This window comes from Piscinibacter gummiphilus (assembly GCF_002116905.1).
Classification (GTDB): domain Bacteria; phylum Pseudomonadota; class Gammaproteobacteria; order Burkholderiales; family Burkholderiaceae_C; genus Rhizobacter; species Rhizobacter gummiphilus.
Map to the genome: position 1 here is coordinate 4,406,812 of NZ_CP015118.1, position 14,031 is coordinate 4,420,842.

The 14,031-nt window shown below is 71.2% G+C and carries 10 protein-coding genes; 6 read left to right on the plus strand and 4 right to left on the minus strand.

Annotated features, from left to right (window positions below):
• Nucleotides 1-125 precede the first annotated feature (125 nt).
• Nucleotides 126-2,204 (plus strand): TerD family protein, encoded by a 2,079-nt coding sequence (locus A4W93_RS19990; RefSeq protein WP_085752275.1) that lies wholly within the window; start codon nt 126-128, stop codon nt 2,202-2,204.
• An 80-nt stretch (nt 2,205-2,284) separates the two neighbouring features.
• Here the strand turns inward: A4W93_RS19990 and A4W93_RS19995 are convergent, their stop codons facing one another.
• Nucleotides 2,285-4,183 carry a B12-binding domain-containing radical SAM protein gene (locus tag A4W93_RS19995; protein ID WP_085752276.1) on the minus strand — a complete coding sequence of 633 codons (1,899 nt, stop codon included), beginning with the start codon at nt 4,181-4,183 and terminating at the stop codon, nt 2,285-2,287.
• 136 nt (nt 4,184-4,319) lie between these two features.
• On the opposite strand from A4W93_RS19995, the gene A4W93_RS20000 reads away from it, so the two are divergent.
• From A4W93_RS20000 to A4W93_RS20020, 5 genes are all read left to right on the plus strand, one after another.
• On the plus strand, nt 4,320-5,657 hold the full coding sequence (locus tag A4W93_RS20000) for an acyclic terpene utilization AtuA family protein (RefSeq protein ID WP_085752277.1): 1,338 nt from the start codon (nt 4,320-4,322) through the stop codon (nt 5,655-5,657).
• Nucleotides 5,654-6,043, plus strand: a complete 390-nt coding sequence (locus A4W93_RS20005; protein ID WP_085752278.1) for an AtuA-related protein — start codon at nt 5,654-5,656, stop codon at nt 6,041-6,043. The genes A4W93_RS20000 and A4W93_RS20005 overlap by 4 nt, the downstream gene beginning before the upstream one ends.
• Nucleotides 6,040-7,035, plus strand: a complete 996-nt coding sequence (locus A4W93_RS20010) for a Bug family tripartite tricarboxylate transporter substrate binding protein (RefSeq protein WP_085752279.1) — start codon at nt 6,040-6,042, stop codon at nt 7,033-7,035. The genes A4W93_RS20005 and A4W93_RS20010 overlap by 4 nt, the downstream gene beginning before the upstream one ends.
• 76 nt (nt 7,036-7,111) lie before the next feature.
• Complete coding sequence (locus tag A4W93_RS20015) at nt 7,112-9,460, plus strand: membrane-bound PQQ-dependent dehydrogenase, glucose/quinate/shikimate family (protein ID WP_085752280.1); 2,349 nt, start codon at nt 7,112-7,114, stop codon at nt 9,458-9,460.
• A 46-nt stretch (nt 9,461-9,506) separates the two neighbouring features.
• Complete coding sequence (locus tag A4W93_RS20020) at nt 9,507-10,145, plus strand: DsbA family oxidoreductase (protein WP_085752281.1); 639 nt, start codon at nt 9,507-9,509, stop codon at nt 10,143-10,145.
• Between the two features lie 4 nt (nt 10,146-10,149).
• Here the strand turns inward: A4W93_RS20020 and A4W93_RS20025 are convergent, their stop codons facing one another.
• Genes A4W93_RS20025 through A4W93_RS20035 form a run of 3 tightly spaced genes read right to left on the minus strand, consistent with a single transcriptional unit; the run spans nt 10,150 to nt 13,900 of the window.
• Complete coding sequence (locus A4W93_RS20025) at nt 10,150-12,150, minus strand: LTA synthase family protein (protein ID WP_085752282.1); 2,001 nt, start codon at nt 12,148-12,150, stop codon at nt 10,150-10,152.
• Entirely contained in the window at nt 12,150-12,800 is a 651-nt protein-coding gene (locus A4W93_RS20030; RefSeq protein ID WP_085752283.1) for a hypothetical protein, read from the minus strand. The genes A4W93_RS20025 and A4W93_RS20030 overlap by 1 nt, the downstream gene beginning before the upstream one ends.
• The gene (locus tag A4W93_RS20035) at nt 12,797-13,900 is read right to left on the minus strand and encodes a sialidase family protein (RefSeq protein WP_085754254.1); all 1,104 of its coding nucleotides are present in this window, start codon (nt 13,898-13,900) and stop codon (nt 12,797-12,799) included. Before A4W93_RS20035 ends, A4W93_RS20030 begins: the two co-directional genes overlap by 4 nt.
• Nucleotides 13,901-14,031: the final 131 nt, after the last annotated feature.

The following is a 14,031-nucleotide window of genomic DNA, read 5'->3' on the forward strand; positions in this document are numbered from 1 at the left end:
GCGGTTGCGCTAAGATCATCCGCGCGGCTATGGGGGTCCTTCCTTCTCAAACCTCTGAACCTAGGGCTCCCGCTTTCCGCTCATCGCCTGCCTTCGGCAGGCGATCTTGTTTCTGGGGAGAGTGAATGAACGAGCTCTATCTGCGTCGTCGCCTGCGATTGCATGTCCAGCCCGGGACGGCCTGTGTCACGCCGCAGCGGATGGCGGGGATGATGCAGGAACTGGAGGCGCTGGGTTTCGTGCTGGCCGATGATCTCGTGTCGAGACTTTCCACCTGGTCCCCCGAGGACGCGGCCCGGCTGTTGCGGGACGCCACGCGCGAGATGCGAAAGCTTGTGGGAGCGCACCGCCAGCACGTCCCGCTTCATGCCGGCTTTCCGGCCCAGGTGATGGCGCTGTCGGATGCGCAGCTGTACCTGAACGCGGTGAGCCACTATGTGAGCTTGCGCCGCATTCCGTCCGAAGGTGATGAACGCCCCCCGCTGCTGAACAACAGGTCCCCCCGAGTCGTGGAGCTGGGCTCCCTCGAGGACTTCGAGGCCATCTGCACCCGGCTGGCGGGGGCGGCCGCATCGCTCTCCGAGCAGGATCGGGCGGACTTGTCCTGGTTCATGCGGCAGTACCAGGCCGATGTGTTCCGCCTGCTGCCGGCCAAGTTCCCGTTCAAGGAAAACCTCGCGCTCGTCGCGGCCCAGCTGATGCTGCATGCGGGCGAGGATGAGCGCACCCAACGCCTGCTCGACGAACACTGCCGCACGGCGACCGATGTGTTGCGGCTGGCCGCAGGTCTGTCGGGCGGCGATGTGTCGCTGGCCGCGCCCACGCGATTCACCCGATTCACGCGTCGTCAGCGCCGCGTGCTGCTGGGCCTGCTCGAGGGCTCTCCTGCGCTGACAGAAGACTTGCGCCGCCGGTCGGAAGCGTTCAAGCGGCTGGGCGAGCGGCTGCATCCGGGCGAGCATGCCGGGCGCTTTCCGAAGACGGCAGAAGCCTTCTCGGTCATCCGCGACGCTCTGCCCTTCGACACCTTCAACGGGCGCGTCGAACGGGCGCTGGCGAGCGGTGACGTGATGGCGGCGGCTCTGGCACTGGAAGCCCGTCCTGGCGAGTACGCCCGCCGCCTGGATGCGCTGCTGCGCAAGTGCGACGAGCCGGCGGTCCTGGTGGCGCGCTTCGCCGCGTTGGCATCGCGCGTGTCGACGGCGGTGCTGCTGCAGGTTCTGGCGCATTTCAAGGCCCGTGACGGCCAGGCGCGGTTGCGTGTGTTCTTCCCGAAAGGGGACGTGGCCAAGGTCTTCGCGCAGCGGGATGCGCGCGAGCCGGTGGATGCGCACACCGCGCGGCAGGTGGTTCACGGCTGCGAGCAGGCGTTGCTGGCCCGCTTCGCGGCATTGCCCTCGCTGGGCCGCTGCCATGTGGATCCGGCTCTGGCCCATCACGTGGTGCCGCTGGCGCAACGCGCGGCCAGCAAGGCACTGCGCACCCTTGCAAGGGGCAGTCGCATCCCGATGCCTGAGGGCGGTTTCGTGCGCCTGTTCCTGTGGTGGATGAACGGACGCTCGCGAGTGGACATCGACTTGTCGGTGGTGCTGTACGGCGACGACCATCGCTACATCGACACCATCGCCTTCTACAACCTGCGAGGTTGGGGCGCCCACCACAGCGGGGACATCGTCGACGCCCCTCAGGGCGCGGCGGAGTTCATCGACCTGAACGTGCAGATGCTGCGCGCCCGTGGCGTTCGTTTCGTGCTGATGTGCGTCAACAGCTACTCGGGTCAAGCCTACTGCGACCTGCCCGAGTGTTTCGCGGGTTGGATGTCGCGCACGGATCTGAACTCGGGGGAGCCTTTCGAGGCGAAGACCGTGGTGGACCGCGTCGACCTGGCGTCCGACACCCGGATCAGCCTGCCACTGGCACTGGACCTGCAACGCCGAGAGGTCCTGTGGGCCGACATCGGACTCCAGGACCACCCGCGCTTCGCCAACAGCGTGGAGAGCAACCTGGCCGGTGTGTCCCTGATGCTGCGTGCGCTGCATGAGATGGTAAAGCCGGACCTGCACACGCTGATGTCGCTGCATGCGCGAGCGCGAGGCACGCTGGTGGACGACCCCACGGATGCGGACACCCGCTTTGGCACGGCAAGCGGTTGCACGGTCACGCCATGGGATCAGGATCTGATTCGGTCGGAGTACCTGCTCTAGGTCCGCACGGGCTGCTGCAGAAGCGGTTGCCCAAACCCGCCCCATGGGACGGTGCGTCGTTGACCGCCCTTCCCCCGCATTCAGCCCCGCGTCGCGAGCGCCCGCGCAATCCGATGCCGATTCACCGTGGTCTTCGGCACATGCTGCGTGAACCACGACCGCACGTCCTCTTCGAGCCCGATGCCGTGCATGTAGTTGTAGAGCGCCTTCTTCAGCGCAAAACCCAGCTGGTCGTGGTCGACGCCGGTCGGATCGTGGAAGCCCACGTCGTTCTTCGCGAACGACACCGGCGGCAGCGGCTCCAGCGTCACGCCATACGCGGCCGGGTCTTGCCCCACCGGTGAATGCACGGTGCACGCGAAGCGGTGGAAGAAGCCGCTCTGGATGCAGCCGTTCTCGAAGAGCTGGCGCACGTACTCCAGCGCGTCCACGGTGTCCTGCACGGTCTGGGTGGGGAAGCCGTACATCAGGTACGCGTGCACGAGGATGCCGGCGTCCGAGAACGCGCGCGTGACCCGCGCCACCTGTTCCACCGACACGCCCTTCTTCATCAGGTTCAGCAGCCGGTCGGACGCCACCTCGAGCCCGCCCGAGATCGCGATGCAGCCGCTGTCGGCGAGCTGCAGGCACAGCTCGGGGCTGAAGGTCTTCTCGAAGCGGATGTTGCCCCACCACGAGATGGACGTGCCGCGCTTCTGGATCTCGGCGGCCAGTGCCTTGAGCGCCTTCGGCGGCGCGGCCTCGTCGACGAAGTGGAAACCGGTCTGGCCTGTCTCGGCAACGATGGCCTCGATGCGGTCGACGAGCGTCTCGGCCGACGCACCGTCGTAGCGCGAGATGTAGTCGAGGCTGACATCGCAGAAGCTGCACTTCTTCCAGTAGCAGCCGTGGGCGACGGTGAGCTTGTTCCATCGCCCGTCGGACCACAGCCGGTGCATCGGGTTCAGCATGTCCAGCAGCGACAGGTAGCGGTCGAGCGGCAGGCCGTCCCACGTGGGCGTGCCCACCTCGGCGAAGGCCACGTCGGGTTCGCCCATGTCGGAGAACTTCACCGCGTCCTGGCCGGCAGGCCGGTGGAAGGTGCGCACGAGGCGCTGCGCGGAGCGTTTGCCGGCGAGGTGGTCCAGCAGCGCGAGCAGCGGGCGCTCGCCCGCGTCGAGCGTGACGAAGTCGAAGTGGTCGAACACGCGCGGGTCCGACAGCTCGCGCAGCTCGGTGTTGACGAAGCCGCCGCCGAGCGCCGTGACGATGGTCGGGTCGACCGCCTTGATGGCCTGGGCGATGCGGAAGGCCGCGTACACGGCGCCCGGGAACGGCACGGACACCAGCACCAGCCGCGGCTGGTGGCGGCGCACCGCGTCGAGCGTGAGGTCGTGCAACGTGCGGTCGACGAGGTTCAGCGGCGCGGCCAGCGCTTCGGCGAGCGGGTCGAACGTGGGCTGGCTCTGTGCCAGCGACTCGGCGTAGCGCACGAACTCGAAGCGCGGGTCCACCGCGTCGCGCAGCACGTCGGCCAGGTCGTTGAGGTACAGCGTGGCGAGGTGGCGGGCGCGGTCCTGCAGGCCCAGGGCGCCGAAGGCCCACGCGAGGGGGTCGCCGCCGTCGTCGTCCACGTACACCTCGAGCGACGCGAAGCGCGAGCCCTCGGGCAGGAAGGCGCGGCCGCAGATGCGGTGTGCCAGGGTCGAGTCACGGCCCTGCAGGAACGCGAGCACGGGGTCGATGGTGGCGAGGTAGCGGTCGAAGCGGTCGTCGAACGCGTTGGCGTTCGCGCTGCGCTTTTCCTCCGGCATCGCGCGGATGTGCTCGCGCACGGCGCGCAGCCCGTCCTGGGAGAACAGCGCCAGCACGAGGGCGAGCGCCAGGTCTTCCTGCACGGCGTCGAACCCGCGCGACCGCAGGAACCCGGTGAGGTAGGCGGTGGACGGGTACGGGGTGTTGAGCTGCGTCATCGGGGGGATGACGGACAGGATGCGCATGGCGGGAACAGCAGGAGCGAACAGGGGTGCATTTTGCCAGGGCCGCCTATTCGGGGCTTCCACAGGCAGAACGGCCCGATCCGTCCTACAGTGTCGCCCTCGGCCCGCCCTTTGGCGGGCGCTCGGATTTCCAGCGATGGTGGATGGACAGGGACAGGTGTTGAGGGTGGGCTGCGCGGCCGGGTTCTCCGGCGACCGCACGGACGCGGCCGGCCCGGTGGTCGAGGCCCTGGCGGCCGCGGGCGGCCCGGCCGTGCTGATCTTCGAGACGCTGGCCGAACGGACGCTGGCCCTCGCGCAGCTGGCCCGCCGCCAGGACCCCGACGCCGGCTACGAGCCCCTGCTGGACGACCTGTTGCGGCCCGTGCTGGCCCGGTGCCTCGCAGCGAACATCCGCATCGTCAGCAACTTCGGCGCGGCCAACCCCGAGGGCGCCGCGCGCCGCATCGCCCGGCTGGCGGCCGAACTGGGCGCCCGGCCGCCTCGCATCGCCGTGGTCCGGGGTGACGACCTGAGCGGCCGCCTGGACACGCTCGGCGACGTTGCCCGGGGCCTCGAGGTCGTCAGCGCCAACGCCTACATCGGCGCCGAGGCCATCGCCGACGCGCTCTCGGCCGGGGCCGACGTGGTGGTGTGCGGCCGCGTGGCCGACCCGTCGCTGGTCGTGGGTCCCGCCCTCGCCCACTTCGGCTGGGCGCGCGACGACTGGGACCGCCTGGCCCGCGCCACGATGGCCGGCCACCTGCTCGAATGCGGCGCCCAGGTCACCGGCGGCTACTACGCCGACCCGGGCCTGAAGGACGTGCCGGGCCTCGCGCGGCTGGGCTACCCCATCGCCGAGATCGACGCCGACGGGCACTGCACGATCACCAAGCCCGCCGGCACCGGCGGACTGATCGACGCCCACACCGTCAAGGAGCAGCTGCTCTACGAGGTGCACGACCCGCACGCCTACGTCACGCCCGACGTGGTGGCCGACCTGGGCGAGGCCGTGGTCACCGAACTCGGCCCCGACCGCGTGCGCCTCACCGGCGTGCGCGGCCACCCGCGCCCGGCCGACCTGAAGGTCAACGTGTGCCACGCCAACGGCTGGCTGGCCGAGGGCGAGATCTCGTACGCGGGCGCCCGCGCCGAGGCCCGCGCCCGCCTGGCCGGCCGGGTGCTGCGCGAACGCCTGCCCGCGCTGTCGCTGCGCCTGGACCTGATCGGTGTCACCAGCGTGTTCGCCGACGACGCGGGCCGCGACCTCGCCGACCGCATTCCCGGAGACGGCCACGACGTGCGCCTGCGCGCCGCGGCGAGCCACCCCGACCGGGCGACGGCCGAGCGGCTGAACCGCGAGGTGACCGCGCTCTACACCACCGGCCCGGCCGGCGGCGGCGGCGTGCGCACGAGCCTGCGGGCGCGCCTGGGGACCGTGTCGTGCCTCGTGCCGCGCGAGCAGGTGCCCATCGCCTGGAGCTTCTCCGAATGAACGCCCCTTCCTTCATCCACGTGCCGCTGCACCGCGCCGCCCACGGCCGCACCGGCGACAAGGGCAACCGCTCCAACATCAGCGTGATCGCCTGGTCGCCCGCGCTGTGGGACACCCTCGTCGCCCAGGTCACCGAGGACGCCGTGGCCGACCTGTTCCGCCACCGCCGCCCCACGAAGGTCACCCGCCACCTGCTGCCGAACCTGCACGCGATGAACTTCGTGCTGGACGACGTGCTGGATGGCGGCGTCAACGATTCGCTCAACCTCGACAGCCACGGCAAGGCCCTCTCCTTCCTGCTGCTCGACCTGCCCCTCTCGATTTCACCCGACCTGGCCGGACACCTGCGGGGTCCGTCCGACACCTTCCCTGGAGACCTCCCATGACCGCCCCCACCCGGTTCGACATGCCCCGGCGCCGGACCCTCGCCGCCCTCGCCATCGCCTCCCTCGGCACGATGGGCGCGGGGACCGTCCTGGCCCAGGCGTACCCGGCCAAGCCCATCAACTTCGTCGTGCCGTTCGCGGCCGGCAGCGCCACCGACATGCTGGCCCGCGCGCTCGGCCAGTCCGTGAGCCAGGAGGGCCACCAGCCGGTGGTGGTGGACAACCGCGCCGGCGCCAACGGCATGCTGGCGGCCCAGTTCGTCGCGCGCTCGCCGGCCGACGGCTACACCGTGCTGATCGCCACGAACACCACGCAGGCCGCGAACCAGCACCTCTTCAAGAAGATGCCGTACGACCCGGTGAAGGACTTCGTGCCCGTCACCGGCCTCGGCAAGGGCGGCCAGGTGCTCGTGGTGCGCGCCGACGCGCCGTACAAGACGGTCGCCGAACTCGTCGCGGCCGCGAAGAAGGCCCCGGGCAAGCTGACCTTCGGCGGCGGCAGCGGGTCGAGCCGCATGGCCGTCGAGCTGTTCAAGCAGATGACCGGCACCGACATCCTGCACGTGCCCTACAAGAGCAACCCGAACGCGGTCACCGACCTGATCGGCGGCCAGATCGACCTGATGATCACCGACACCGCCACCGGCGTGCCCCACGTCAAGGGCGGCAAGCTGCGTGCGCTCGGCGTGTCGACGTCGAAGCGCCTGGCGATGCTGCCGGACGTGCCCACCATCTCGGAAGCCGGCGTGAAGGGCTACGAGTTCACCTACTGGTTCGCCGCATACGTGCCGGCCCACACCCCGGCGCCGGTCGTGGCCCACCTGCAGGAGCTGCTGGTGCACGCGACCAAGGGCCCGGGCGCCCTGGGCTTCTACGAGAGCACCGGTGGCGACGCGTGGACCACGTCGACCGACGAACTCGCGAAGTTCCAGGCCGCCGAGGCGGTGAAGTGGGGACAGATCATCAAGGCCGCGGGCGTCGAGCCGGAGTGACGTAAAGAAGTCTGAAGACACGCCACTCGGGAGCGCCGATTGCCTGCGGGACGACACCCCCGCTGCCGGAGCTCCGATGACCGCGTCGCCCACTGCTCGCCTTCCGTACCGCCCCATCGGCGGCGCCATCACCGCGCTGCTGGGGCTGATGCTCCTCGGGGGCGGCGCCTGGCTCGTCCGGCTCGGCGGCTCGTGGTTCTACGTCGCGGCCGGCGCCGTGCTGGTGATCGAGGGCGTGCTGCTCGCGCTCGGCCGGCGCTTCGTGCTGACGGTGCATGCGCTGCTGCTCGCCGCCACGATGGTCTGGGCGGTGTGGGAAGCGGGCCTCGACTGGTGGCCCATCGCCGCCCGCGCCGACGTGTTCGTGCTGATGGCCGTGTGGCTGCTGCTGCCCTGGCCGAAGGCGGACGGCCAGCCGCTCGGACGGGGGCCGCTCGCCGCGGTGCTGCTGGTCTCGGTGGCCGTCGCCGCCGCGTCGTGGGCGTTCGATCCGCACGACGTCGCGGGCGACCTCCCCCCGCGCGACCTGCCGGCCGCCGCGTCGCCCGTGCCCGACGGCGAATGGCACGCCTACGGCCGCACCGCCGCCGGCCAGCGGCATTCGCCGCTGCGCGCGATCACCCCCGACAACGTCGCCCGCCTGAAGCCCGCGTGGACCTACCGCACCGGCGACGTCCGCGGCCAGCCCGGCGATCCGGTGGAGACCACCTTCGAGGTCACGCCGCTGAAGGTCGGCAACCGGCTGTTCCTCTGCACGCCGCACCAGTCGGTGATCGCACTCGACGCCACCACCGGCGCCGAGCTGTGGCGCCACGACCCCAAGGTCCAGGGTGAACTCGCCCTGCAGCACCTGACCTGCCGCGGGGTCTCCTTCCACGCCGGACCGTCCCCCGTGCCCGGCGACACCTGCCTGAACAAGCTGTTCATGCCCACGTCCGACGCCCGCCTCGTGGCGCTGGACCCCGAGACCGGCCAGCCCTGCCCCGCGTTCGGCGGCGGCAAGGGCCAGATCGACCTGTGGGCCAACATGCCCAACGTGAACCCGGGCTCGTACTACTCGACGTCGCCGGTGGTCGTGACGAAACGCCTCGTCGTCGTGGGCGGCACGGTGCTCGACAACGTGTCCACGAAGGAAGCCTCCGGCGTGATCCGGGCCTTCGACGTCGACACCGGCGCGCTCGTGTGGAACTGGGACTCGGGCAACCCGGACGCCACCACGCCGATCGGGGCGGACCAGCAGTACACACCCAACTCGCCGAACAGCTGGTCCATCTCGAGCGTCGACGAGGCCCTCGGCCTGGTCTACGTGCCGATGGGCAACCAGCCGCCCGACCAGTGGGGCGGAAAACGCAGCCCGTCCGCCGAGAAGTTCTCGTCGTCCGTGGTGGCGCTGGACCTCGCCACCGGCCAGGTGAAGTGGCACTTCCAGACCGTGCACCACGACCTGTGGGACTACGACGTGCCGGCCCAGCCCACGCTCGTCGACCTGACCATCGGCGGCCAGAACGTGCCCGCCCTGGTGCAGCCCACGAAACAGGGCGAGCTGTACGTGCTCGACCGGCGCACCGGCCAGCCGCTGCTGCCCGTCACCGAGCGGCCCGCCCCGCAGGGCGCGGCCGAGGGCGACCACACGGCGGCCACCCAGCCCGTTTCGGCGCTGTCGTTCGACCCGCCGCCGCTCACGCCGCGGTCGATGTGGGGCGCCACCCTGTTCGACCAGCTCGCGTGCCGCATCAACTTCCACCAGCTGCGCTACGAGGGCCGCTACACCCCGCCGTCCACCGGCGGCACGCTGGTCTACCCGGGCAACTTCGGCGTCTTCAACTGGGGCGGCATCGCGGTCGACCCGGTGCGCCAGGTGGCCTTCACCACGCCCACCTACCTCGCCTTCGTCTCGACGCTGATCCCGCGGGCCGATGCCACCACCACCTACGTCCAGGGCAAGGAGGCGCCCCACGGCATGCTGCCGAAGCTCAACGAGAACTTCGGCGCGCCGTTCGCGGTGAAGCTGCACCCGTTCACGTCACCGCTGGGCATCCCCTGCCAGGCGCCGCCGTGGGGCTACGTGGCCGGCGCCGACCTCACCACGGGGCGCATCGCCTGGCGCCACCGCAACGGCACGGTGCGCGACATCACGCCACTGCCGCTGCCGTTCCGCATGGGGGTGCCGAACATCGGCGGCCCCATCGTCACCGCGGGCGGCGTGGCGTTCCTGACCGGCACCATCGACGACTACGTGCGGGCCTACGACGTGACCTCCGGCCGCCAGCTGTGGGAACACCGCCTGCCCGCCGGCGGCCAGGCCACGCCCATGACCTACCAGGGTGAGGACGGCCGGCAATACCTGCTGGTGATCGCCGGCGGGCACGGCTCGCTGGGCACCAAGGCGGGCGACCACGTGATCGCCTACGCCCTCCCGAAATAGCCCCACGCGTGACGGAAGGGGGCGGACCGCGAGATCATCCGTCCCCATGAAGATCGATTTCGTCTCCGACGTCTCCTGCCCCTGGTGCGCCATCGGGCTGCGCAACCTCGAAACCGCCCTGGAGCGCATCGGGCCCGACCTGAAGGTCGACCTGCACTTCCAGCCGTTCGAGCTGAACCCGAACATGGGCCCCGAAGGCCAGGACATCGCCGAACACCTGGGCGAGAAGTACGGCCTGTCGCCGGAGCAGCTCGCGCAGAACAGCGAGAACATCCGCGCCCGGGGCGAGTCCGTCGGGTTCACGTTCAGCATGGGCGCGCGCCGCCGCATCTACAACACCTTCGACGCCCACCGCCTGTTGCACTGGGCCGAGGGCGAAGGCCGCCAGCACGAACTGAAGCAGGCGCTCTTCAAGGCCTACTTCACCGACGGCCAGGACCCGAGCGACACCGCACTGCTCGTGGGCGTGGCCGGTGAAGTGGGCCTGGACGCGGCCCGTGCGCAGCAGGTGCTGGACAGCGGCGAGTTCGCCGACGAGGTGCGCCAGCAGGAACGCTTCTACCAGCAGCAGGGCATCCATGCGGTGCCGGCGGTGATCATCGACGACCGGCACCTGATCCAGGGTGGGCAGCCCGCCGAGGTGTTCGAGCAGGCGCTGCGGCAGATCGCTGCCGCCAAGGACTGACACGCTAGCGGCCGTCCAACCGCCGGTTGTGCGTCTGCAGGTACAACGCCGCATTCGCGTAGGCCCGCGGGAAACTCCCCCACTCCCGCACCCGCCGCACCGTCTCCTCGTCGGACGACGCCACCCGGTCCACCGACGGATCCGCCGCCTGGATGTCGAACACGGCCAGCGGCGGCCGGTCCACGAGGAAGCGGTCCCCCACCAGCACCCCGGCCTGCCCCGGCCCGCCGAACTGGAACGTGAAGGCCACGCGAGCGTCGTCGAACGCCGGGTCGAGCAGGTCGCGGCCCAGCGTGGTGTTGCGGTAGCCGATGCCGGCGAGCGAGGCGAGCGTGGGCATCACGTCCACCTGCTGCGCCCAGTGGTCGATCCGCCGCGGCGACACGCGGCCCGGCGCCACCACGAGGAACGGCGTGTGGCCCTGCGTGATCGCGAGGTCGTGCCACGATTTCGGCAGGTGCGACCCCGTGGGTCCGATGATGCCGTGGTCGCCCACGAACGCGAAGATCGTGTTCGCGAAGTACGGTTCCTTGCGGGCGTCGGCCATGAACCGGCCGATGCACCAGTCGAGGTACGCGAAGGCCTCGTACTCTTCCACCGAGATGAACCCCTGCGCCTTCAGTGCCTCGGCCGAACGCGGCGCCGGCTTGAACTCGGCGCGGTCGGCCGCGGGGATGGTGTACGGCCGGTGGTTGCCGCTCGTCTGCACCACCGCGAAGAACGGCTGCTTCCGCGTGCGGAAGACCTCGTTGGCCTCGCGCAGCAGGTTGCGGTCGGACACGCCCCACACGTCCTCGGACGGTGAGGCCAGGCGCCCCTGTTCGTAGATCTCGAGACCGTCGATGCTGGCCGTCAGCAGCCCGCGCACGTTCGCCCACGACGTGCTGCCGCCGATGAAGTAGAACTTCTCGTGGTCCTTGAACTCGTTCGCGATGACCTGCTGCCGCGTGGCCGCCGGGTTGCGCGACGCGGTGGACTGCAGTGACACGTCCGGGATCCCCGTGAGCGTGGCGAACACGCCGCGCGCCGTGTGGCCGTGGGCGCTCATCATCCGCGTGAACAGCACCCCTTCGGCCGCCAGCGCGTCGAACGCCGGGGTCGCGCCCGCCGGGCTGCCCAGCGCCCCCACCTTGTGGCCCGCGAACGATTCGAGCAGCACCACCACGACGTTCGGCACCGGCCCGCCCTTCGGCGGCACCGAACGCAGGAAGGACACGGGCTCGCTGGCCGCGAGCGGCGGCAGGCCCACGAAGCGGCGGATCGTGTCGGCGTCGGGCCGCATGCCGGCCTCGTCGAGGTGCTGCGTGCGGAAGGCCCAGGTGTCGGCGAGGTTCTGCAGCGGGTTCAGCGCGAGCTGCCGCCCGAAGGGGTCCGAGAGTTCGACGGCATCGCTCCAGCGCAGCGGGTACTGAGAGAAGCGACCGTGCACCGCCAGCAGCGCGAGCAGCACGACCAGCACCTCGCCGCCCACGGCCGGCCAGCGGGCCCGCGGCGCGCGGGCGGGCGCGGCGGCGCGCGACCACAACCCCCGGAAGACGGCATCGAGCACCAGCAGGGCCACGGCCACGCCCAGGGTGATCCACCCCACCGGGTACGACTGCCACACCATGCCCGCGCCTTCGCGCGGGTCCGCGGCGAGGTACAGCAGCATCCCGGAGAGCCGCTGGCCGAGGTAGGCGAAGTGCCCGGCGTCGAACACGCCCGCCAGCAACCACACGAAGCAGGCCACGAGCCACAGCACGCGCCACGTCACCTCGCCCCGCGGCGGCCGAATCCGCCGGCTCACCCACGGCAGCAGCGTCAGCACCCACAGCGGCAGCACCGACAGCAGGGCGATGCGCAGGTCGTAGCGTGCCCCGAGCACGAGGGCTTCGAGCAGGCCGGAGGCGGTTGTGGCGGCGGGTGCGAAGGCGAACGCGAAGGCCAGGCGCGCGAGCGTGCCGGCCACCCACAGCACCGCGGCCATCGCCAGGGCCAGGCGCAGCCCGGGTCGCAGCGCGCGCATCAGAGCACGGTCGCCGGTTCGGCGCTGGCGACCGGCAACGGCTGGCGCCGCGGTCGCGGCACCCGGCGCACCAGCACCACCACGGCCCACACCCACAGGAACGGGTCGATCAGCGCGTCCCACAGGTTGCCGGTGGGCAGGCGGCACAGTGCGAACGCCAGCACCGCGGCCAGCAGCGCGACGGCGTGCGCCGTGCCGCGCTCCATCACGAGGGCCGCCGCCGCGCCCACACCGATCAGCAGGCCCGCGACCGGTGCGCCCACCGGGCCGAACCCGCTCGGGTACACGCCCCGGGCGATCCAGCCGCTGGCGTCGAGGTACAGCAGCCCGCCCGCGAACGCGATGACCGCGGCGAACGCCGCGGGCATCGTGGCACGGTCCGTGCGGCCCGACCACCGCGCCTCGATCGACAGCACGCACAGAGCGATCCCGAGCGCGCTCGGCCGCTGGAAAGCCAGGCCGATCCAGTGCGCGGGCGACCACGGCCCCGGCAGGCTCATCAGCACGGCGAAGAGGCCGAGGGTGGCCAGCACCGTGCGGCGTGTCGGCGGCTGCCGCAGGGCCATCACGGCGAGCACGACCGCTGCGAGCACGACGGTCCAGCCGAGGCGCCCGTAGGCGTTCTGCCACAGGAGGTGGGGAAGGTTCAACGCTCGGTCCTCGCGTAGGAGATGTCGTAGACGTGGTGCGCGATCGCCTGGCGCTGGAAGGTGTAGGTCACGTGGAGTTCGCGGCCGACCTGCTGCACGCTCGGGTACGAGAACTCGTCGCCCGGCAGGCCCTTGAGCACGTCGACGCCGGGCGCCCAGCTGGCCGCGTCCGCCGAGACCGAGAGGCGAAGCCACTGCCGCGGCGACGCGGCGGTGTCGATCTGCTCGTTGTGCAGCATCACGAAGCCGCCGTCGCGCAGCCGCAGCGCGGCCACCGAGCTGTCGTGGTTCGCGAGGCCCGAGGCCGGCAGGTCCTCCCAGCTTTCGCCGCCGTCGCGGCTGACCGCCTGCTGCAGGCGGCGGTCGTCGCCGTGGTCACGCATCAGCGCCCGCATCTCGCGGCCCGACACCGCCACGAGGGCCGGCTGCAGCGCCGTCGTGAGCGAGCCGATGCGCGTGATCCACCGCGGGTCGCCGTCCTCGTCGAACGACACCAGCATCGGGTACTTGTTGCCCAGTTCGAAGTAGGCCGGCAGCAGCCACCCGCCGTCGGCGGCGCCGACCGGCGACGTGCGCACCAGCGCGCTCGTGTTGAAGAGGGGCGACATCGGCAGCACGCGCTGCACGTCGAAGGAACGTCCTTCGTCGGCCGACACGAGGTGCACGATGCGCGAGGCGGCCCAGCCGCCGAGGCCCGTGGCGACGACGTAGAGGTGCACACGGCCGTCGGGCGCGACCCAGGCGGACGGGTTGCCGATGCGGCGCACGGCGAAGCCGAGGGCGTCGCCCAGGGTGTCGCGGTCGACGACCGGGCGCGGCGCGCTCCAGCGGCCGTCGTCCCAGCGGGCCACGTAGACCTTGACGTCGGCGCCGCTCTCGCGTTCCCCGGCCCACCAGAAGGCGAGCAGGTCGTCGCCGGGCAGCGCGGCCAGCGCGCTCGCGTGGGCGGCGGGCACGCCGCGGGGCATCTCGATGCGGGCCGCGGAGCGCGGGGTCAGCACCACCTGCTCCTGGCCCAGGGTCCGGACGGCGGGCGGCGTCGGCGCTGCGGAGGCCGCTTCACGGCCCCACCGCGACGCCTCGGCGCCGATCGCTGCCATCAACAACACGCCGCACAGCGCGAACGTGGTCCCACGCGATCTGCCGAAGCGACGCACTTCGTTTCCCCCGGGGTTGTCTTGTTGTTCGGTCCCTGGTCACGCCGGCCGCATTGTGACAGCGACACCACAGC

Bases quoted from the DNA above. Each gene is read 5' to 3' on its own strand.
- A4W93_RS20035 (WP_085754254.1), bottom strand. From the start codon at position 13,900: ATGGCAGCGATCGGCGCCGAGGCGTCGCGGTGGGGCCGTGAAGCGGCC.
- A4W93_RS20000 (WP_085752277.1), top strand. From the start codon at position 4,320: ATGGTGGATGGACAGGGACAGGTGTTGAGGGTGGGCTGCGCGGCCGGG.
- A4W93_RS20025 (WP_085752282.1), bottom strand. From the start codon at position 12,150: ATGCGCGCGCTGCGACCCGGGCTGCGCCTGGCCCTGGCGATGGCCGCG.
- A4W93_RS19995 (WP_085752276.1), bottom strand. From the start codon at position 4,183: ATGCGCATCCTGTCCGTCATCCCCCCGATGACGCAGCTCAACACCCCG.
- A4W93_RS20015 (WP_085752280.1), top strand. From the start codon at position 7,112: ATGACCGCGTCGCCCACTGCTCGCCTTCCGTACCGCCCCATCGGCGGC.
- A4W93_RS20010 (WP_085752279.1), top strand. From the start codon at position 6,040: ATGACCGCCCCCACCCGGTTCGACATGCCCCGGCGCCGGACCCTCGCC.
- A4W93_RS19990 (WP_085752275.1), top strand. From the start codon at position 126: ATGAACGAGCTCTATCTGCGTCGTCGCCTGCGATTGCATGTCCAGCCC.
- A4W93_RS20005 (WP_085752278.1), top strand. From the start codon at position 5,654: ATGAACGCCCCTTCCTTCATCCACGTGCCGCTGCACCGCGCCGCCCAC.
- A4W93_RS20020 (WP_085752281.1), top strand. From the start codon at position 9,507: ATGAAGATCGATTTCGTCTCCGACGTCTCCTGCCCCTGGTGCGCCATC.